The sequence below is a fragment of the Cytobacillus sp. Bva_UNVM-123 genome (assembly GCF_046351715.2).
In the GTDB taxonomy this organism is placed as follows: Bacteria; Bacillota; Bacilli; order Bacillales; family Cytobacillaceae; genus Cytobacillus.
The window spans coordinates 3044575-3063418 of sequence record NZ_CM177772.1; the positions used below are offsets into that span (position 1 = coordinate 3044575).

Below are 18844 nucleotides of genomic sequence, written 5' to 3' on the forward strand. Positions count from 1 at the left end.
CTCCTTTTCGTGATAAAAACATTCTTTTAATGTACATTTTCTTCAAACTGAGTCACTACGTTACTGTTTAACCCACACTCTGTTGCGTTCGTACCATTCTTTTATTTGCTCGTCATATTCACGGTATTCATCAGACCATAACCAATACTCTGCCCTTTTCTTAACTAACTCAACTAATTCATCAATTTGTTCAACTCTTACATGTCTTTCTTCAGTCATGTCTGCACCTCTTTCCCACTTCACATTTTGTGACTTATGTTCAAGATAAATAGATAATTTTATTTCATTATTTTTGCACTTTACCTTCTTCTAATTCATCCAAGACAGTCAGTATCTTATCTGTAAAATTGTGCATTGATGTTTGTTGATCTATCTTTACTTTCATTCCTAGTAGCTCATATTCATTTACAATTTTATCAGCCATAATTAGACTTCTAATATATTGAATTTCTGTTAGATTAAATGGACTAAAAATAAATTTCTTTTCTGGCGAATAGTTAAGTCCACTATATTCAACTTCCGTTATACTAGAGAAATCAAAGTTTAGCATTTCTTTATAGTCATAATGGCGATAACATCGTTGACAATGGATTTTCTTTTTTGTTTCCCATTCGGATAAAATATCAATATTTCCACATTCAGGGCACTTACTCTGAAACTTAGATTCTCTCAATCTAACACCTCAATTTCTCAATAAATTCTCGAATTCATCTAGTTTCTAGTTAATAACCTCTTCAATTCCCCACTCAATGCCACTCATACTTATTGGCAATTCAATCAATTTATTTTTAAACTCATCTGGCAAAGGCTCTAATAATAATGAATTCTTATCAACCGAAACTCCTAATACTTTAAAAGCCATTCCATTTACCATTAATCTAACTCTACTGTTGATTCTGTGACTAGCTAATATCCAAACTTCTTTACCTATTAATTCCTTTAATTCATCTGCTTTATGCCATTTATAGTCCATCGTTCCCTCCTTGAATTGATTACATTAATTTAATTATCGTTAACGTCTATGAATGTAATGAAATATCGTTTTTATTTCAACATAAAAAACTTTTTAACCAACCTTTCACCTCTTCGTCCTTCAAAAATATCTGATACGAAGTACACTATTGAAACGACAGCGATAAAAGTGTTTACTAAGGGAGTGATAGTAATCAATATATCCTTAATATTTGGATCATTATTACCTTCAATGGTTATTCTTCTAATGAATACATAAGTTAGAATTAATGAAACAATATATAGTGAAATGCAATAAATCAATAATCCACTCATCAACTTCACCTCCATATTAATTTTATTTCTTATTAAAAGAACAGTTTTATGAAGAATATATCTTTTTCAATGCTCTTTTTACCTTGAGCAACTCCTTAAAAGTGCGGAAATATTCCTCTGGTGTATTGTATTTAATTTCTGTTCCAAAATAATAAGTTCGTCCGATTTTATTGGCGACCTTTTCTGAGGTATAGTAATCTAAGTCAAATTTTACCTTTTCCATATCTGAGCTAATTTTTATCTTATTTGGAAATTCATAATAAATACTTTTAACTAAATCGGTCAATACATCTCTGCACTTATTCAAAGATTCCCCTCCTATATTTTATATTCAATCCATTCGTATGTAGTTGATTCATGCTTTGCATACAATTGTTTTTCAGCAAACTCATTAAGGTTTCCACATTTCATTAATTTATTTAAGTTATCATATTTCTTTTTAAAATATTGACCATTTTCTTTCTCATCGTAAACGCTTAACTCCCCTTTAATGCTGTTTCCATAGATTGAAGGCTTTTTGTGCCAAATTTCATAATTTTTATAACGATCATCGTATTCTAAGTAAAGCTTATTGTCGAAAGCTAAATCTATAATTCTCTCAACAGAGAAATGCTTATATTGTTTATATGCATTTAAAAGCTGTTGCTCTTTTAAAGTGACAACTTCTAAGTCTGAAAAATATACATAAAATATGTCAATTCTACCTTCCTTTGAATTTCGATAACCTCCTCCAGTTTTAATTTTTATGTAGCCGTTAAAATCACCTTTGATGGTTAAAGTGATAATTTGATCGCATTCTTTGCTGTTGCTTTCGAATCTTGGTTCAATGGAAATGCTATTAATTTTTGAATCAATCAATGCAGTACTATCACAGACTTTCTTAATTTCCTGTAATAGTAAGTCCTTATTAACTGGAGTAAAACCATGAATAAGTTCGTACAATTGCTTGTTCAACTCATAGACAGCTTTGTGCTTTTCTCTTTCATTCTTAAGCATTTGCTTCACTCTATTTTCCCATTTAGTCACTCTTCTTCACTCTCCTTTTCTCGATAATTTAAACCTTTTATGTTAAAATTGTTAGATGGTGTTAACTGGTTTTCTTTAAAATTTCCATAATTGTTATTGCGTTACTTCCTCTTACACAATATCCATCTAATAATTGTATGTACGCTAGGTTTATATCTCCGTGTCCACAACATGCATTCATTACTCCTTTTAACGTACCTAAACAAGCGTCATGACCTTCTCTTGTATTGGCTTCATTGCAGTGTCCACAGGTTCTTTCTTGGTGAGTTTTCATTGTGGGTTCTTTAGTATCGCTATAAACCCATTCCTCGTTCAAATACTCTATTTGGTGACCTCTTAAATGAGACTTAGACATTTCTTCTCTCCTCACTTTCTTTAATTTATTTCTCAATATAATAGCGATTTTATAAATAATGTTTTGCATTATACGTCATTATCTTTCTTTGTCACCCAACATTTACCCACTAAACCACCCATACCACTATTAGGTATAGTAAATTGAATGAGTCTTCCTTCATGAGTTGATGATAGATATAAAGCTTCATATGTACCTTTGGATGGGTCGTTTATTTCTATTTTATCGCCTTCTTTTAGCATCATTGTTTCTCCTTTTAAAATCACGCTTTTAATAAGTCTCATATTTTTGTAATGAATTAAGAATAATAGCTTTTGTATTCTGTAAGATTGCCCATTCCTTAAAATCATCAGCATTATTCATTCTCTTTTCGACTTCCCCTAATTGATTCTCTAATTTAACCCTAATGTTCATATTCATAACTCCTTATATTTTTTTAAAATTGCACATTTATTTAATTACCATATTTCTTTTTGATAACAATAAAATTGAATACCTTCTTTACGATTTGGACTTTCCTCATATGTACATACTGCTGAAAATGGAATAGTAATCTGCAAGTTATTCATTTCAGTTTTCTCACTATATGCATAAAAACTCTTGTTACTTTTTGCATTTCTAAGACCTACAATAGAAGTCCACAAAACTAACTGTCCCATTTCCAATCTCTCCTTTCACCTTCTTCTTTCAATATTTCTATTAACCTTTCTAATTGCTTTTCACTTATTGAATAATCCTGTATTCCTTCTTCTTTTAGCCTTTTTAAGATTTGCTCCATAATACTATCACCCCAAATGAAATTGGATTTTTATTTAATCTTCTAATGCGTCGTTTAATTTTTTTGAAACATTGATACCTTGCTCATTTAACTCCTCTACAATCTGTATTACATAATCAGTCAACATGGACACTTGACATTCTAATTGAAACACTTTGTCTTCCATTTATTTAACTCCTTTACAATTTAATTTCTTAATAAAATCTGACTTTTATAATATAATTTTTCGTATTATGCATTTATAACTCTGAACAAAACACGTTGAAAAAACTTATTTTTTACTATTCCAAAACGATAATATGAAATTTCATCTCCACTCGGAAAACAATGTCTACTATCTCTTGTATGATAATCATAATTCGCTTTTGCAAGTTGCTTTATCTTCTTATACATGGACTTGCTAACTGAATAATATTCCCAATATTCATCTTCGTAATTGTCTCTGAATGAGTATTCAATATCCCTAAATACTGTTTCTGCTGTTACTTTCGGTAATTTCTTAATGATAAGCTCATACCCAAACAATTTCACAACCTTATCACCTCTTAATGTGTAATATACTTCCTTTTAAATTCGGAATTTGATTACGATTTCATAATATCAATGCCTCTCAGCACAATACCTTCTGCCATTTTTGTAGCACAGTTTCTACAAATTTTCGGAACAGCAGTGTTTCCCCAAGTCTCTTCAATTCCACAAAATGCACATTTGTATTTAGTCATAGCGCAACCTCCAGCTCCACTTCGTGAGTGTTGAATAGCAGTTGCTAACTTTTTAATGTCAAAAGGAGATTTCGCTATTTTTATATTTCTCTCAAGAGTAACCATTAATTTAATTTGTTGGTCATTATTTAGTTTTTTTACTTCACTCCAAGATAGTTCTTTTGCGAAAAGATCCATTAGTGTTTTCTTATAGATCTCCATATTGCCTCTTTTCTTGCCTTCAATGCTCAAAATATACCAGTCTTTCATCTTAATACTCACCTTCATCTCTCAATAAATTTCGTATTTTAAAACAATCTACTATAATAATTCATTTTCTCTTCTCCGCAAATATTGCACACGCATTCTTGCTCAAATCTACCTTTACTCGTTTCAACCTCATCATACTTATACCAATCATGTTTACACTGTTTAAATAACTCTTTCCTTTTCTCAGCTAAAGGTTTAATATAAGTATTTTTAATTTCTTCTATCTGTTTTTTATATTTTCCAATTTCATTATTCAACTGATTAACTTTTTCAATCAAATCATTTTCTTCTAGAAATGGACTTTTTTCTAACAGCACCCAATCTTTTTCAAGTTTAATAAGTTTCTCTAAATCATATCCTTTAAAAACATCATCATATATTTTCAATTCATAATACATATCACCTAACATCTGAGTATACTTGGTTAATTCAGCATACTTTCCAGTTCTTTTATTTTTGAAATATAAACCTAGTGGCAATTTAGGGACATGTGGTGTATTTGTTACAGATTTAGTTACTTCACCATCTTTATTTTTCTGAAGAAGGATATGCTTTCCTTCTTCATTGATTCCCCCATATGTATACTTTCCTTGATCATAATAACAATCTTCTCCGACTGTAAGTTCATTATTTAAAATTACATCATTTATATTCATCGATAACACTCCAATATATTAATTTATTTATATTAAAAATGGTAACTTCTCATCTTCATTGCCATCCTATTTATACTCACTTACTGGAACTTCTCGAATCACAGTTGCCTTCTTAACTCTGATATGTCCTTCATTGGCATCTACAAAGTCTTCAACTTTAACAGATAACTCAATTAGGACTGCTCCATCTGAATGGCGATAAGTTGAGTCATTTATTGCTTTCTTTTCATTCATGTGAAGTTTTCCACCATGATCACCCCAAGGGTCGGATGCCCCTTTTGCTACTGCTTCTTGTCCAATTACATATTCAAAGTTCTTATCATAAAAGCTAAAATATTTGTCATCTTTCTTATTTACAAATTTATAAAACTTGTTTTCATTAAAGAATTTCTCTGTATCTAGTATAATATGATTTTCTGGTAGTTCATCTATACTTTCCAATAATCCGAACCAAGAGATTCTGTGCAATTCTTCATTTATGTATAAGCACTTAGTCGGTAATGTTGAGATATTTGAAATTAAATCTTCAATATTTTTAAACTCAATAGGAATCGGTTCTTTGAAGTAATCTTCACTTAATGCAATATCTGCTATCTTGTCAATCGCAGCTTCTAAGTCAAATTCCTGATCTTCTACATCCTCAAATAACTTGTCATAATTTATACCATACATACCTCCAAGTTGCTCTTTTAATTCTTCATATGTATTTATTTCTAATAATTTGCAAGTCAGTATAATTCTAATAAATTCAGGCTTGGAAATCTTATATCCTTTTTCTTCGTACTTTTGAACCCTCAACATTGATACAATTGGAAAGTCTGTATCCTTATTAAATTTCAATATACGTTGTGAATTATGTTTAAGAAAGTCAGAATGCAAAGTAAATTCTTCATTAGAAAAATCAAAGCAGCCCATGCAAGCAGTGAAATCAAAAGTTTTAAAAATATCTTCAGGTGTTTCAAAATATTTAAAATGAATCAACTGAATCTCTACATCATCATACACAGTTAAAGTTGCTTTCTTAGTATGTGAAACAATATGTCTACGCTCTTCCCATATATCAGCTAAAAAACTAATTGCAGACTCTTCATTTCTAAAATAAATATCAATATCATTAATATCTCTATTACTAAATAAGCTTGTAATTGCTCCACCTGCTACATATGCTTTATGATCTTTGAGCATTTCTACTAAGTGTTTCCCAAGATATGAATATAATTTATTCTTTTCAAATTGAGTATTTATGTAATCCTTTTTAAATTTTTCGATACCTTGATTTACCTCTTCATTAATTAGTTCATTTAATTTTGCATTTAACATTCTTTTACTCTCCTTTTATATCAATTTATTTTTTTAAAAAATGTATGTTTCATTAGAATTGATTTCTGTACTCATTTAATTCCATAATTAATTCATCGACTTGTTCTTTAGTTAAGCACACTTCTATAACATTATCCCTGCCTTGATAAGCTGTGACACTTAATTTCACTTCACCATTAGGCTCATATGGTCTTACTTTAAAGTAAATGTTCTTGTGAGGTTCTTCAAAATAACAAAAGTATTTATTCATTTTCAACATCCTTTCTCGATCAAACGTATCTTTTATGGTGATTAACAATTAATACCTTCAATTTCAACTCCAAGAATTTCAAGTGTCCTCTTAACTGATTGCCAGCCTTGTCTAAATTGACTGCCACTTTGACCGTTATTTTCTAAACAGTTTTCACATTGAATCAAATCATGATAGTAAGCATGTAACTTATCTTCAGGCGTATTAAATTCAAACAGATACCCATCAACTAATGCATTATAATAATTAAGTCGATTCTGATTAGATTCCCTCACATAATTGACAACTGCATTAATACTATTTTGTAATTGCACATCATCATTATATTTCGTGCTACTCTTATAATGACTTAAAAGGTTCTCGATTTTATACAGTATATCTTCACCTAGTGTCTTTCTAATAAACTCAAGAGGTCTAACAATCTTGTATGGTAAAATCACTTTATTCATTGATATCTAACTCCTTTAATTTATTTCCTTTTAAAACAATCTTTTTATCTTACTCTTCCTTTAAAAAATGCTTCTTCAAGACTAATCGAATGTGGATATTCATGTATTAACCATTCTTCAGAAGGATAGTACATACTGCTTCTGTCATAAGGCTGTGCTTCTCCATTTTCGACTTCAATACTTCCGAGATATCATCCAGCAGCAGATTCCATTCTTACATGACCAATTAAACGAGCTTTTTTCATTTATACTTTAACTCCCCCTATAAACATTCTTTTGATTATTTTTCTTTTGAAGTAATCACATTACTTATTAATATCAATTGGAGGTACTAAACTTATGTGGGTAATTTCATTAGCTGCTGCAGCCTGTGCCCTATTTTTAGTCAGTAATGCAGAATCTAAAATTAAAAAGCTAGAAAAAAGAATTTCAGAACTAGAGAAACAACAGTAACATTCAGACCAGTACATAAACTGGTCTTATTTAATTAACTAATTTACTCTTTTGTTTCCTACTCTCCTCCATCATCACAATCTAGAACTTTGTTAATTTCGTATTTACTTTCATTCATACTGTAAATTGAAAATCTTCTTTGCCATTTGATTTTCAAATAAAATCAGGCAAGGTAAAAGTTTCAAGAACTTTCTCCCTTTCTTTATGATTTATTAGAAAAAATATTGTGACAACAACTGCTACTGCCAATAATTTCATAACCTCACTCCTTTATGGTCAGTATATATTTTATTAGAGTGAGGCGTGAGGCTAAACTAAGCTCACCTTTTGTTTACAAAAAATGCCTTTTTTATTAATGTTAGATTAATATTGTAAATATTTTCATGGTGGTGTGATATATGCAGTTAATTAAACGTCTAGCCTCTACTCTTCTTGGTTTAACAATAGGTTACATTATCGTTTATTTTTTATTTGGCGAAAGTAGTATTGATTGGGTGTTTGTTGGATTCCTTGTTGGAATTAATCTTATAGTTATGATATTAGCCAATGGTAAGCTTGGTAAAAAACTTAAATCGAAAAATAAATAACCAACTGAGCTATCAGTATGTTTCGCTAAAATTTTGTAACGTGTATTATAGTTTTGATGGATAGCTAAATCTAATTTGATTTGCATAATTTCCGACAACTATATCGGCAACAAAATCAGCAAATAAATTTTGCTTTTTGACCACTTCTGCATAAGCCTCAAATTCTTCTTCACTTGTTTCTTCTGGCATTGGAACATCACGTTTTATGCGAAGCAATACATCATCTAAGCCATCTTTAACAGAATGCTTAACTTTGAATTCGATGCCTAACTCCTTAGCTTTTTCAGTTACCTTCTTAGTAATCACACCTTCATAAATTTCACTAATCTTCATTATCATTCCCTCTCTTTCTTGCTTCACATTTTATTTAAGTGAATATACTGCTTATTTTTATTATCTGAACCTTTTAGAAATCAGTTCATTCTTAATTCGTTGCGCCTTTTTAGGATCTTCATTAAGTCCTAAAAAATAAATGCAAGATACGACGCCAACACCTTTTTTGACCTCCAAATGCCTTATTGCAACCCCACATCCACTCGGAATACTGTTCATCTGACAAACATTACATATTGACACTTTCTTTCCTCCTTTGTTTAGCATTTTTTCAATTGCGAAACTCGCTGCTTAAATAATTTCCTTATGGTTAATTATTGATCCATACGATCTAATCTGTTTTTTCTTCAGTCTTCTACCACACTCATTACATTTGAAAACTAGTATTCTTTCATCTTCATCATCTAATCCATTTGTTGTTCGAAATGTTGGAATCCACTCGTATTTCTTAATTAGTATCATATCGTCGTGATGACAAAATAATTTTCTAAACAACTATATTCATCCTTTCCAAAACTTTATTTTTACTCCAATCCCTCTACAACTATTCTTCCTTCTCTCCAAGCGTCAACTTCTTCTTGAAGCTCTTCAATTTTATATAACATTGAAAGTATAAGATTATCTCCAACAAGGTTTCTCCATTCTTCTCCATGTCGCAATGCTTTAAATACCCCATTTGGTAAATCCTCGATGACAGTATATTTATTACCTAATTCAACTTTTACCATTTATCTAACCTCCTTTCTCATCATTCACTATTTCAATAAATAGTATATTTCAATTTTAAATTTGTACACATTACTTCATTTTGCTACAATCACATTAAATAACTCTTGGATGTGATTGTATGTGTGGTAGATTTACTCTTTTCACAGAATTTGAAAAAATAATTAATCGATTTGATATTCAAGCTTCTATAGATGGAGAACAATATTCATTTAATTATAATGTAGCACCTTCACACTCTGTTCTATCAGTTATCAGTGATGGCAATGTAAATCGTCTAGGTTATCTTAGATGGGGTTTAATTCCTTCATGGGCTAAAGATATGAAAATTGGATATAAAATGATAAACGCTCGTGCTGAAACTCTCACTGATAAACCTAGCTATCGTAATGCATTTAAGAAAAGACGCTGCTTAATTCTGGCTGATTCATTTTACGAATGGCAAAAGTCTCCTGACAGAAAGATTCCTATGCGTATTAAACTAAAAAATGATGAACCATTTGGAATGGCTGGTTTATGGGAATCTTGGAAATCTCCTTCAGGTGATACGATCTATTCTTGCTCAGTAATTACGACAAAACCGAATGAACTGATGGAACCAATCCACGACAGAATGCCAGTTATCCTAAATCCAGACGATGAAAAATATTGGTTAGATCCTACAAATGAAAATACTACTGAACTAAGTAAATTATTAAAGCCTTTTGATTATAAAATGATGGAAGCTTTTGAAGTATCAAATGATGTAAATTCTGTAAAAAACAATTCCATTCATTTAACTCAGCGAGTTTGCTAATTATCATGTTGGCAAACTTCTTTTTATTTATGTTTAACACCCAATGACAACCATATCCTTATGTAATAGTTCTCTAATTAATTTTCTAATCTTCCTCGTCAAAGCTTCCCCTCCTGTTCAATTACTTCATTTATTAGTATCCATTTGGCAGCCTCAATGTCATATTCAACCTCATCAATCAATCCTATTGTTTTACGCTTTTCACATTCCTTAAGTGCCTCCAATGCTTTATTACAACTCTTGATGGCTTTTTTAATTTTTTCTTCAGCAGACACTTAACAGTATTCCCTCCTTTTTAAATTATTTTATATTATAACCTTATATTAGTTTAATTGTTTTATAATGTCAAGATAAAAAACTAAAATAATAATTTAATTGATTTAAATAGATGTTGTAAAGCTCACCATCGAATCCTCTCCCATTTTATGACTCAATGATGAACTTATTTACATTTGTTGTAATTTGATTAGGAGTTCTACTTTTAATCGTTTCTCATTTTATGGTATTATTGTCTTGACAGTTAAAAGCACCCAGTTATAACTGTTACTTCGCTACTATGCAATATGCTTAGTAGCTTTTTCTTTATCTATATTTTGATCCTCAAAGTCTACTAATGTCAGACTGTTTAAATTGACAAAGCTGGCTTTATGTACGCTTCCATCAGGTAACGTAATTTCAACCTTTGAATTGATTATAGTTTCAGTTGTTATTACATTTTTAATCTCATCTTCGTTTAAATTTGTTTCAAAGAGTAAGTATAATCCTGCTTCAAAATGTGCCGAATTTTTCATCTTCAATTGACTCCCCCTTAAACGTGATTTTTTATTTACTTTAGTTTAAATAAGCTAAACTATTATTCATAACATCACTCCCTTCAAAAAACAGGAACTAACGTTCGTATTTTTGTGTTAATCTCATTATAATGCGAACATTGTTCGAATACAATGTAAAACTAGGTAAATTTTTCTTGTCTAGCATGGAAATCATTGCTATGATATACAGAGACTTTTGGTTTAGGAGGATTTTCCGTGACTAGAGAAATAGTCGGAAAATGCCTGCTCCTTGAATTGTTAAATAAATCGTATATGACTCAAACAGATTTATCTATAAAAACTGGCATATCAAAACAACAGATAAATGAATACATAGGTGGAACACGTTTAATGTCGATTTATAACGCAAAACTTATTGCCAAAGCTTTAGCATGTAAAATTGACGATTTATATGAATGGAAGCTATAAGGAGTGGGCTAGGGCTAATTTTTATGATTAGTCCTAGCCTTTTGTTCACGAATAAGTTAACTTTTTATCAGTATTCTAACGTAATAACCTAATATTACAATACTTAACAGGTTTTGTCTTTGCTGACTTTTGTCGAATCTAATTATTGTTTGTCGAAAATTCGAAAAATATAGGAATTCATTATATGAAAAAATCCAAAATTTACTTTTGTAAAAATCGGAATCGAATAATATGTAATAGTATCAATTTAATTGTTTTTTTTATGTAAGTCAACACCCCCGATTTGAGGGTGAATATGTTAACTTTATTAGAATTTTATCTTTATCCCATAAAGCTCAAATAACTTTTCTTCGGTTAGAAATGTTTTCATTAAGTTAGTATTATAATACACATGGGAAACAGTGTGTATTTTACTGTAATCATATTTTATACCTATTTTTTCAAAATCTGCATAACTCATATCAATTTCTTTATTATTTTTTTTCTTCTCTTTAATTATCTCAGCAGCCATATGAATCATACCAGATTGTTTAAGAGCATTAGGTGTTAAATATTCTAAATCAAATTCACCTTTAATGTTATTTAGTCTATTATAAAACACCTGAAGTGAAACTGGTTCACCTTCTTTTGCTCTACTTTTAATATTTCTGAAGATATAATTTGAATCCAATAAATCTCTTTCTTTATAATCTCCAGTTTCTTTGTCATAATTACGATAAGTTTGCGCTTCATAAGCATTTTTAATATATCTCATAAAAGTATTATCTAGCTTGATTTTAAAATTATCTCTATTCCTGATTGTCAATTCATTATTATTCCAATCAACATCATAATAGCTAATGTTTCTCAATTCTTCAAACTTATCACCAACTACACCTTCAAACATTAGTGCCAAAAAAGCTTGGTCTTGAGCATTAGGAAGTCGCTCAATTAACTCAATAAGCTCATCTTTCGAGTAATGAATTTTCTTTGTTTTGTCAACTAAAGTGTCATACCAAGAATCGTTTATTCCCTTCATGGGGTGTATGTTATTTTCCCTTAATCCCATTGGTTCGATTGCCCATGAAATATATTTTGAAATAATTCTACCGTGTGATCTTGCAACACCAATTGAATGAGGGTTGGCATTTTTAATTACTTTTCCGATTTCAGGTAGACTAAAATTGTATAAATCTTTATTTAAGACATCCTCAATCAGTTCTGCACTTTTGAATACATATTTAATAGTAGTTCTACTGTCCTCATTCTCAAATCTTTCATTTAGATATCTTTCCTTAATTTCATTATTATAAAGCTTGGTAGACATAACAATTCACCCTTCGGTATTCTTCTTTAAATCTCAATGCTTTCAAAGTAGTTAGTAATAGCCTCTCTAACTTTATCAGTTTTCGAGAACTTACCATCAACCTCAATAACTCCAATTTCTTGCCAAAGTTTATTCTGTTTACTAAAATCAATATTTTCCACTATTTCAAGTATTTCGGAGGGATCAGCGTTCTTCTCCATCAATCTTCTGGCTAATACAATATATCCAATGAACATATTCTGATTATTTATTAAGCTTTTCTCTCTAAATTCATGATATTTATTAGTAAACTCATCTTCAAATGCACCTAATAAATAATTAAAAGTTTTCGTTAAAAATTTTGCAACTTTATACACATTAATCATCTTATCTAACTGAAAATGCTTAAACTGACTTTCAATTGTTTCTGCCAACAATTTATATGCAACAAGTTCATTATCTATTTTACGAACATGTCTACTATCTGAAACTCTGTCTCTTAAGTCTGATTTTGGAAGAAATTCTTGCATTACTGCATCGGCTTGTCTTGACCCAAGTAATTCTTCAGCTCTTTCTTTAGCAATTGGAGTAGCCTGTGCAAGTTGTCCCTGATATCTCCTAGCTCCTTCGTCAGTATCATTAAGAATTAGCAAAGTGAAAGTAAAATCTAGTTCACCTTGCTCATGATAAGCCATTTCAGTACCCTTAGCTCTATGATAACCGTCAACAATGTCTAATATTGTACCTCTTGTTATTGTAAGTCTTCTTGTCTCAGAATCATAAATAATTTCGTTTTCACCATAATCAGCAGTACCAATTGCAGCATTTAGCACTATTTGAGTAGGCTCAAGAGTTCCATTTTTTAAGTGATCTTTTATTTCAATAACGTTTTGCATAACTAACTTTGCTTCAGTGATCACCTCTCCTCTAACTTTTCTCTTAACTGATTCCCTTTGAATATTGAAATTATAATGAAGTTTCATTGAAGCAGAAAGTTTAGCTAATAAGTTTGCAGAAATAGTTCCAGCATACCTATTATGAGTAAGCCTTGTGAAATTCTCTAATGTTAATGGAAAGTCAATTTGATCGTCTAAATCATAAGTTCCAATATATTGCCTAGACTTTTTCATCTCTTGATCTGTAAAGTAATTTTCGGGATTAATATTCATTATTCCTGTCTTTAAGAATACTTGTTCAGTTAATAAGAATAATCCTCGTGTATCTAATTTTGGAACATGTGTTTCAGGATCATTTATCCACTCTTGAGTGTTGATTATTTTATATTTCCTAAATTCATTCTTTATGTCATTTACTGTTTTCTTCTTTGTTTTTAACTGGGAGGATTGCATAGCATTTATTAGATTTTCTTCTAATTCTTTCCGTTCTCCAATCAAATGTAACACCTCTTTCTAAGTACACTTTCTAATAAGTTAATTCTATATGACTGACCATAAATTGTAAACTACTGTGATTTAATTTCTTTTAAAATTTCTTTAATCTTCAAGTTTAAAATTGTTTGAAAGTCTTTTTTGCACATTCCAATAGCTTCAATTAAAATATCCTTATCTACTTTTTTGTATAATCCCATGTCTAAATTACCTTTTGTTGAAACAGCTCCCATAGCACCATAATCTTCAGCTTCCAAATATATCCTAGTTGTGTCGAGCCTAGAATGCTTTGCTGCTCTTTGTGCCTCAAGAATATCACCAGTCATTCTATATCTAAAATTCACACCAGCTTTTTTGATTGAATGAAATACGATATTTCTTTCTTTGGGTATTTTCATCTTATCGTCCCTAAGTCTTGCAAACATACGATCAATTGATTTTGAACTAATATTAAAAACATATTCAGATTTGTTTGTTTTAATTCTTTTTAATTCCTCGAAAAATTCTAACGATATACTTTCTCTAAAATGCTTATTACCTTTATCAATACCTTGTACGACTACAACATCTTCTTTTTCTATAAAGTTTGCCCATTTTAAACTTAGTAGTGCTTCTTTTCTAATACAAGTATCGAGTGAAAATAGTATAGCTAGGCTTTTAATATCTCCATCATTTCTCTCATTTGAAGCAAGCCTTGCCATTTCAAACACCTCGTGAGCCTCAAGTGCACCGTAATGATTTTTTACTTCTGGAAGAAATCTAATTAAAGGTAAATATGATATATCACTGATAAGTTTTTTAGCAGCCAAGTATTCAACTAGTCCTTTAACCGCTGTAACTTTCCGATTAATTGTTTTATTGGTATACTCCCTTTTTTGATTTTTGCTTTTTAAGTTATAAAGGTAATTAATAAAATCTTCGAAATCATCTAAAGTTAACTGAATATCATTATGTGATAAGTATTTAATTTCTTTATTTTTAATAATACTAAAAAATAACTTAATGTCTGCTAAATAAGCTTTCGCTGTACCTAAACTGTTATAACTATGATTATCAATAAATTTCTTTATCTGCTCATAAACTTCAGTGTTATTTAACTTAATTACTTTTTCAGATAACATTTTAAGCAGCTCCCTCTATTCTCTTTAACTTACTTTCCAAATTTCTTTGAATTCTTTCGACTTCTTTTAAAAATCTCTTTATTTGCTCCGCACTCCATCTCTTTGAGTTTCTATCTATAAATTGGAACAGTTCATTAGGTTTCATCATCATAGCACTTCATCCCCTGATAATTTTATTTAAATTCATTATAATCAAATTTTTATTTTTATATATTTAGTTTAAGTTAATTACTTTTATAACTAAAGTATACATTCAATCCAATTTTTTGTAAAGTAAAAACTGGATTGAATGTCCTATATTTCCTCTTAATAAAGAATATAATTATTTTTTGAAGTATATAAAACAGATGTTTTATAAAAATGGCTCTGTTAAAGATGAATGTTGATATTTAATACTATCCTAAATCCATAGTATAATCACCATAAGAACGTATATTCGTGAATGAGAGATAATAAGCAAAGCGTTTAGCATTGCGAAAAGACCTACCAATAATTAAGACATATGTTAAACTTAATTTAAGGACGACTATACGGAGGTGGCTTTTGAGAGTATTATTAGAGTTAATAAGAACTATCGTGATATTTGGTATTGTTGGTGGCATTTCCAGCTACTTACTTAAACATGTATATTTAGCGTTTGGTACTGATACGAATAATTACGGTTGGATAGGTTTTATAGCAATTCTCATTTTTCTTTTTGTTCTATATAGAAATAAATTGCAGTTTAGTGGATGGTATAAAGGAAAAGGACGGGAAAAACTTCCGAAGAAAGTATCACAATCGCTTAAATTTGGTGTAATTTTACTACTATTATTACCTCCTATTCTTAGTTTCGTAATGAAATAACAGTAACGTGGATACAAAAAGGGGAAGTCCTAAAAAATAGGAATTTCCCTAAATTTATTTTGGAAAATCAACATTAAAAATTTAACAGAGCCATTAATATTTATACTAATATTTACCACCGCTAATCCAGCAGACTAACTTCCAAATAAATGTTAAAATTGCTGTGAGGTGTTTTTATGTTCATATCCCCTATGTTATTACACAAATCAAATGTGCCATTTGACAATAACGACTGGATCTCGGAATTAAAATTAGACGGTTTTCGTTGCTTATGGACGAAATTTAATAATAAAGTAAAAATCTATACTCGCCATAATAATGAAATCACATCAATGTTTCCTGAGTTAATTAATCTAGAAGTATCTGATGGAACTGTTTTAGATGGAGAAATAATTGTATCAAATAATGAGGGTAAGCCTGATTTTGAGGCTGTTATTGAGAGGTTAAAATCTAAGAAGTCTCAACATAAAATTACATTTTGTGTCTTTGACATTCTTTATAGTGAAAACAAAAGAGTAACTTACATGCCTTTACTGGATAGAAAAGAAATACTCTCCCAAGCTATTCCTGTAGATTCAAGCTTACTTACTAAGACAAAATGGACACTCGGTAAAGGAGAGTCATATTTTGATTTAGTAAAACAACTAGACCTAGAAGGAATTGTCCTCAAGAGAGCAAGCTCAATTTATCAAATTGATAAACGCTCAAAAAACTGGCTGAAAGTGATTAATTATAAATATGCAAATGTCTATGTCTGTGGACTTCGTAAGGATGAATTTGGGCTATTGCTAAACTTTGAAGATGGCTCTTATGCAGGATTACTTGAATTTATGCCACCATCTAATCGAAAAGAGTTTTATAAAGTTCACAGTAATTTAATTATTAAAGAAAATGATAAATTTAAATATCTCAATCCTAAATTGAAGATGAGTGTTAAATATCGAAATTTGACAAGTCAGGGTTTACTTCGTATACCAAGCTTTGTGGAGTGGGTTTCATAAGCTCCACGCCTACATAAATTATTTGAACTACATCAAATCCGTCTGATTCCTATCTATCATTATTAAACAAAAATTCTCATAAGAGTATTTATTGAACAGACTACAGCAACTAACCAAATAATGAATATAAATATTAATGTTTTAAATTTCATCTCACCTGTCCCCTTTTATAAAATGAACATTTTAACTAAGCATTTCTATAACACCTTGACCAGTCAAATAGACAACAGCCAGTACAAATATAATTAAAATTGAATAAGCAATTATTTCAGGCTTTTTCTCCCACACTAAAATCACACCAACAAACAGTCCCACTGTCAGTAAACCAATTAATAGTGAATACAAGTGAATCATTTGACCACCTCATAATTATTTATTGTATGTATAATTTGACAAGTAGCACCAATTCCTAAGAATATGTACCAGTATACTATCGTTGAAATAGGCTTATTTAAAATTTCAGACAATCCATGAGCTACTATCTGATCAAATTCAAATAACCAAAGGAATATTGCCATTATCAAAAACATAATTAATATCAATTTATTTCTCCTTTTAACGAAATTCAATTTTTATAATGATTTATTATTTATGTAAATAGCCAAATTGCTTTATTACACTTTTCACAAACTATTCCAACTACATCATGCTGCTCCCAAAAAGAAAATTTCGAATGATCTATTCTTACATATTGTCCTTCACCTTCTGTATTTTCATTTTCTTCACCAGTATCTTCGTCAATATTGTTGAATTCCATTTCATTACCACAATCGCAAATGATTTTCAAAGTATTCACTCCTTTTATATGTATTTAACTACTAAATAAATGAGTCGTTTATTAGCTTCCTGTAACCCTGAATCTCTCTTCTTCGTTCGTCAGTTAGTTCTCCTAGTGCTTCATTCGCAATTTCTTTTGCACGATTAACATTTGTAAAGTCATATTGCCTTGTAATCTCTTCTAATGCTTTTTCATAAGTGTAATTTTTCTCTGCCTGTTCGATAAGCCAATCATAACTATCTAAGGAAATTATACATTGACCTCCACATAAATACTCAAATGTATTCAGTTCTTTCAATTCCTCTTTTACTTCATCTAATTTACTCATTTCTACTCTCCTTGTTTTATAATTTAATTTCTATTTAAAAGCATTATTTTAATTCCTATTTACTAGCTCTTTAATTTCCTTCAGTCTATTTCTACATTTCCTTAAATTGTTAGCCGTTTTCTCTTGTAATCTATCTAGTTTTTCAAGCTTTTCAGCTTGCTCTACAAGCCAGTCAAATTCGACCTTAGACAGACAAACACTAGGAAATACACCTTGATGACTAACTACAGCCCAATGCTTTACATCATCCAAATTCATTATTTTCAACCTTTCTAACTTCAATATTCATGTTAAAATCGTTCTTATAATTAGTTTAACTAAAAACGTACTCGACTCTCACTGGTAAAGTTGCAGTGTCCCTCATTCCGTTAAAGTGCTTTACTTTAACTCCATATTCTGATTCTAAGATTATGTCTCCAATTGTATAATTAATATCAGTTACAGTCTTTAATTGAGCTTCGGTTATTGTGTTTTTACTATAAGATTGCTTTTTAATAATAGGAAATAAAACTTCATCTATTAAATTTTGAGTAAATAAAAGTGTTCCATCATGTTCTAGTGATCTAATTATCTGATAATCATAAGAACTATTTACATTCTCATTGTATGTAACGTGTCCAAGTCTAAGATTTTCTCCATAACCACTAGAACTTAATATGTCTGATATACGCCCTAATGGGTTAATTCGATTAGTTTTATTCATTTTTTCGACTCTCCTTAAAATCTACTCTTTATCAGGTTTTTTTCTTTTGATTTCCTCTAGTTGTTTTCTTTCTACTTCGAGAATTTCCTTATAATATTTACCCTTATTTTCTTCGATAAAATTAAGAAGTTTTGTAAATTTCAAATACAGTCCACCTTTTTTTCTA

Annotated in this window: 38 protein-coding genes; 5 read left to right on the forward strand and 33 right to left on the reverse strand. The window is 30.0% G+C overall.

Annotated elements, in window-relative coordinates; translation table 11 throughout:
- Window positions 1-60: 60 nt before the first annotated feature.
- The 18 genes from KDN24_RS15360 to KDN24_RS15445 all read right to left on the reverse strand — a co-directional run bounded on the left by KDN24_RS15360 (window position 61) and on the right by KDN24_RS15445 (window position 7092).
- A complete protein-coding gene (locus tag KDN24_RS15360; RefSeq protein ID WP_409971786.1) occupies window positions 61-219 on the reverse strand; it encodes a hypothetical protein in 159 nt (52 codons plus the stop codon).
- A 67-nt stretch (window positions 220-286) separates the two neighbouring features.
- Window positions 287-673 (reverse strand): hypothetical protein, encoded by a 387-nt coding sequence (locus KDN24_RS15365; RefSeq protein WP_409971785.1) that lies wholly within the window; start codon window positions 671-673, stop codon window positions 287-289.
- 45 nt (window positions 674-718) lie between these two features.
- Complete coding sequence (locus KDN24_RS15370; RefSeq protein WP_409971784.1) at window positions 719-973, reverse strand: hypothetical protein; 255 nt, start codon at window positions 971-973, stop codon at window positions 719-721.
- 71 nt (window positions 974-1044) lie between these two features.
- On the reverse strand, window positions 1045-1287 hold the full coding sequence (locus KDN24_RS15375) for a hypothetical protein (protein ID WP_409971783.1): 243 nt from the start codon (window positions 1285-1287) through the stop codon (window positions 1045-1047).
- 46 nt (window positions 1288-1333) lie between these two features.
- Entirely contained in the window at window positions 1334-1594 is a 261-nt protein-coding gene (locus KDN24_RS15380) for a hypothetical protein (RefSeq protein WP_409971782.1), read from the reverse strand.
- 11 nt (window positions 1595-1605) lie between these two features.
- Window positions 1606-2313 (reverse strand): hypothetical protein, encoded by a 708-nt coding sequence (locus KDN24_RS15385; protein ID WP_409971781.1) that lies wholly within the window; start codon window positions 2311-2313, stop codon window positions 1606-1608.
- A 61-nt stretch (window positions 2314-2374) separates the two neighbouring features.
- Window positions 2375-2668 carry a hypothetical protein gene (locus KDN24_RS15390; protein ID WP_409971780.1) on the reverse strand — a complete coding sequence of 98 codons (294 nt, stop codon included), beginning with the start codon at window positions 2666-2668 and terminating at the stop codon, window positions 2375-2377.
- 68 nt (window positions 2669-2736) lie between these two features.
- The gene (locus KDN24_RS15395) at window positions 2737-2910 is read right to left on the reverse strand and encodes a hypothetical protein (RefSeq protein ID WP_409971779.1); all 174 of its coding nucleotides are present in this window, start codon (window positions 2908-2910) and stop codon (window positions 2737-2739) included.
- Window positions 2911-2938: 28 nt separating this feature from the next.
- A complete protein-coding gene (locus KDN24_RS15400; RefSeq protein ID WP_409971778.1) occupies window positions 2939-3082 on the reverse strand; it encodes a hypothetical protein in 144 nt (47 codons plus the stop codon).
- 44 nt (window positions 3083-3126) lie between these two features.
- Window positions 3127-3327, reverse strand: coding sequence for a hypothetical protein (locus tag KDN24_RS15405; RefSeq protein ID WP_409971777.1), 201 nt, complete (start codon window positions 3325-3327; stop codon window positions 3127-3129).
- Window positions 3315-3446: a hypothetical protein gene (locus KDN24_RS15410; protein WP_409971776.1), complete on the reverse strand. Its 132-nt coding sequence runs from the start codon at window positions 3444-3446 to the stop codon at window positions 3315-3317. Before KDN24_RS15410 ends, KDN24_RS15405 begins: the two co-directional genes overlap by 13 nt.
- Window positions 3447-3480: 34 nt before the next feature.
- Entirely contained in the window at window positions 3481-3612 is a 132-nt protein-coding gene (locus KDN24_RS15415; RefSeq protein WP_409971775.1) for a hypothetical protein, read from the reverse strand.
- A 65-nt stretch (window positions 3613-3677) separates the two neighbouring features.
- Window positions 3678-3977 (reverse strand): hypothetical protein, encoded by a 300-nt coding sequence (locus KDN24_RS15420; protein ID WP_409971774.1) that lies wholly within the window; start codon window positions 3975-3977, stop codon window positions 3678-3680.
- 53 nt (window positions 3978-4030) lie between these two features.
- Entirely contained in the window at window positions 4031-4417 is a 387-nt protein-coding gene (locus tag KDN24_RS15425; RefSeq protein ID WP_409971773.1) for a hypothetical protein, read from the reverse strand.
- 38 nt (window positions 4418-4455) lie between these two features.
- Window positions 4456-5073 carry a hypothetical protein gene (locus tag KDN24_RS15430; protein ID WP_491348067.1) on the reverse strand — a complete coding sequence of 206 codons (618 nt, stop codon included), beginning with the start codon at window positions 5071-5073 and terminating at the stop codon, window positions 4456-4458.
- Between the two features lie 66 nt (window positions 5074-5139).
- Complete coding sequence (locus tag KDN24_RS15435; protein ID WP_409971771.1) at window positions 5140-6393, reverse strand: Gabija anti-defense Gad2 family protein; 1254 nt, start codon at window positions 6391-6393, stop codon at window positions 5140-5142.
- A gap of 52 nt (window positions 6394-6445) precedes the next feature.
- On the reverse strand, window positions 6446-6643 hold the full coding sequence (locus KDN24_RS15440) for a hypothetical protein (RefSeq protein WP_409971770.1): 198 nt from the start codon (window positions 6641-6643) through the stop codon (window positions 6446-6448).
- 41 nt (window positions 6644-6684) lie between these two features.
- Window positions 6685-7092, reverse strand: coding sequence for a hypothetical protein (locus KDN24_RS15445; protein WP_409971769.1), 408 nt, complete (start codon window positions 7090-7092; stop codon window positions 6685-6687).
- Window positions 7093-7943: 851 nt separating this feature from the next.
- Between KDN24_RS15445 and KDN24_RS15450 the strand changes: the two genes are divergently transcribed.
- The gene (locus KDN24_RS15450; RefSeq protein ID WP_491348068.1) at window positions 7944-8132 is read left to right on the forward strand and encodes a hypothetical protein; all 189 of its coding nucleotides are present in this window, start codon (window positions 7944-7946) and stop codon (window positions 8130-8132) included.
- 45 nt (window positions 8133-8177) lie between these two features.
- Here the strand turns inward: KDN24_RS15450 and KDN24_RS15455 are convergent, their stop codons facing one another.
- The 3 genes from KDN24_RS15455 to KDN24_RS15465 all read right to left on the reverse strand — a co-directional run bounded on the left by KDN24_RS15455 (window position 8178) and on the right by KDN24_RS15465 (window position 9193).
- Window positions 8178-8465: a hypothetical protein gene (locus tag KDN24_RS15455; protein ID WP_409971768.1), complete on the reverse strand. Its 288-nt coding sequence runs from the start codon at window positions 8463-8465 to the stop codon at window positions 8178-8180.
- Between the two features lie 60 nt (window positions 8466-8525).
- Window positions 8526-8708 (reverse strand): hypothetical protein, encoded by a 183-nt coding sequence (locus KDN24_RS15460; protein ID WP_409971767.1) that lies wholly within the window; start codon window positions 8706-8708, stop codon window positions 8526-8528.
- Window positions 8709-8989: 281 nt separating this feature from the next.
- Window positions 8990-9193, reverse strand: coding sequence for a hypothetical protein (locus KDN24_RS15465; protein WP_409971766.1), 204 nt, complete (start codon window positions 9191-9193; stop codon window positions 8990-8992).
- A gap of 119 nt (window positions 9194-9312) precedes the next feature.
- Between KDN24_RS15465 and KDN24_RS15470 the strand changes: the two genes are divergently transcribed.
- Window positions 9313-9987, forward strand: coding sequence for an SOS response-associated peptidase (locus tag KDN24_RS15470; protein WP_409971765.1), 675 nt, complete (start codon window positions 9313-9315; stop codon window positions 9985-9987).
- Between the two features lie 98 nt (window positions 9988-10085).
- Here KDN24_RS15470 and KDN24_RS15475 read toward each other — a convergent pair whose 3' ends face one another.
- Entirely contained in the window at window positions 10086-10262 is a 177-nt protein-coding gene (locus tag KDN24_RS15475; protein WP_409971764.1) for a hypothetical protein, read from the reverse strand.
- Window positions 10263-10541: 279 nt separating this feature from the next.
- Window positions 10542-10784 (reverse strand): hypothetical protein, encoded by a 243-nt coding sequence (locus tag KDN24_RS15480; RefSeq protein ID WP_409971763.1) that lies wholly within the window; start codon window positions 10782-10784, stop codon window positions 10542-10544.
- A gap of 231 nt (window positions 10785-11015) precedes the next feature.
- Between KDN24_RS15480 and KDN24_RS15485 the strand changes: the two genes are divergently transcribed.
- A complete protein-coding gene (locus tag KDN24_RS15485) occupies window positions 11016-11228 on the forward strand; it encodes a helix-turn-helix domain-containing protein (RefSeq protein WP_409971762.1) in 213 nt (70 codons plus the stop codon).
- 307 nt (window positions 11229-11535) lie between these two features.
- Here the strand turns inward: KDN24_RS15485 and KDN24_RS15490 are convergent, their stop codons facing one another.
- The 4 genes from KDN24_RS15490 to KDN24_RS15505 all read right to left on the reverse strand — a co-directional run bounded on the left by KDN24_RS15490 (window position 11536) and on the right by KDN24_RS15505 (window position 15173).
- A complete protein-coding gene (locus KDN24_RS15490) occupies window positions 11536-12534 on the reverse strand; it encodes a phage lytic cycle repressor MrpR family protein (RefSeq protein ID WP_409971761.1) in 999 nt (332 codons plus the stop codon).
- A 26-nt stretch (window positions 12535-12560) separates the two neighbouring features.
- Entirely contained in the window at window positions 12561-13907 is a 1347-nt protein-coding gene (locus KDN24_RS15495) for a DNA sulfur modification protein DndB (RefSeq protein ID WP_409971760.1), read from the reverse strand.
- Window positions 13908-13975: 68 nt separating this feature from the next.
- Entirely contained in the window at window positions 13976-15022 is a 1047-nt protein-coding gene (locus tag KDN24_RS15500) for a tyrosine-type recombinase/integrase (protein ID WP_409971759.1), read from the reverse strand.
- A gap of 1 nt (window position 15023) precedes the next feature.
- Entirely contained in the window at window positions 15024-15173 is a 150-nt protein-coding gene (locus KDN24_RS15505; RefSeq protein WP_409971758.1) for a hypothetical protein, read from the reverse strand.
- Between the two features lie 392 nt (window positions 15174-15565).
- On the opposite strand from KDN24_RS15505, the gene KDN24_RS15510 reads away from it, so the two are divergent.
- Window positions 15566-15868, forward strand: coding sequence for a hypothetical protein (locus KDN24_RS15510; protein ID WP_409971757.1), 303 nt, complete (start codon window positions 15566-15568; stop codon window positions 15866-15868).
- A gap of 176 nt (window positions 15869-16044) precedes the next feature.
- A complete protein-coding gene (locus KDN24_RS15515; protein ID WP_409971756.1) occupies window positions 16045-16869 on the forward strand; it encodes an ATP-dependent DNA ligase in 825 nt (274 codons plus the stop codon).
- Window positions 16870-17052: 183 nt separating this feature from the next.
- Here KDN24_RS15515 and KDN24_RS15520 read toward each other — a convergent pair whose 3' ends face one another.
- From KDN24_RS15520 to KDN24_RS15545, 6 genes are all read right to left on the reverse strand, one after another.
- The gene (locus tag KDN24_RS15520) at window positions 17053-17223 is read right to left on the reverse strand and encodes a hypothetical protein (RefSeq protein WP_409971755.1); all 171 of its coding nucleotides are present in this window, start codon (window positions 17221-17223) and stop codon (window positions 17053-17055) included.
- Between the two features lie 235 nt (window positions 17224-17458).
- Window positions 17459-17656, reverse strand: a complete 198-nt coding sequence (locus KDN24_RS15525) for a hypothetical protein (RefSeq protein ID WP_409971754.1) — start codon at window positions 17654-17656, stop codon at window positions 17459-17461.
- 31 nt (window positions 17657-17687) lie between these two features.
- Window positions 17688-17975 (reverse strand): hypothetical protein, encoded by a 288-nt coding sequence (locus KDN24_RS15530; RefSeq protein WP_409971753.1) that lies wholly within the window; start codon window positions 17973-17975, stop codon window positions 17688-17690.
- 48 nt (window positions 17976-18023) lie between these two features.
- The gene (locus tag KDN24_RS15535; RefSeq protein ID WP_409971752.1) at window positions 18024-18233 is read right to left on the reverse strand and encodes a hypothetical protein; all 210 of its coding nucleotides are present in this window, start codon (window positions 18231-18233) and stop codon (window positions 18024-18026) included.
- A 55-nt stretch (window positions 18234-18288) separates the two neighbouring features.
- On the reverse strand, window positions 18289-18678 hold the full coding sequence (locus tag KDN24_RS15540) for a hypothetical protein (protein WP_409971751.1): 390 nt from the start codon (window positions 18676-18678) through the stop codon (window positions 18289-18291).
- A 21-nt stretch (window positions 18679-18699) separates the two neighbouring features.
- Complete coding sequence (locus KDN24_RS15545; RefSeq protein ID WP_409971750.1) at window positions 18700-18822, reverse strand: hypothetical protein; 123 nt, start codon at window positions 18820-18822, stop codon at window positions 18700-18702.
- Window positions 18823-18844 lie beyond the last annotated feature (22 nt).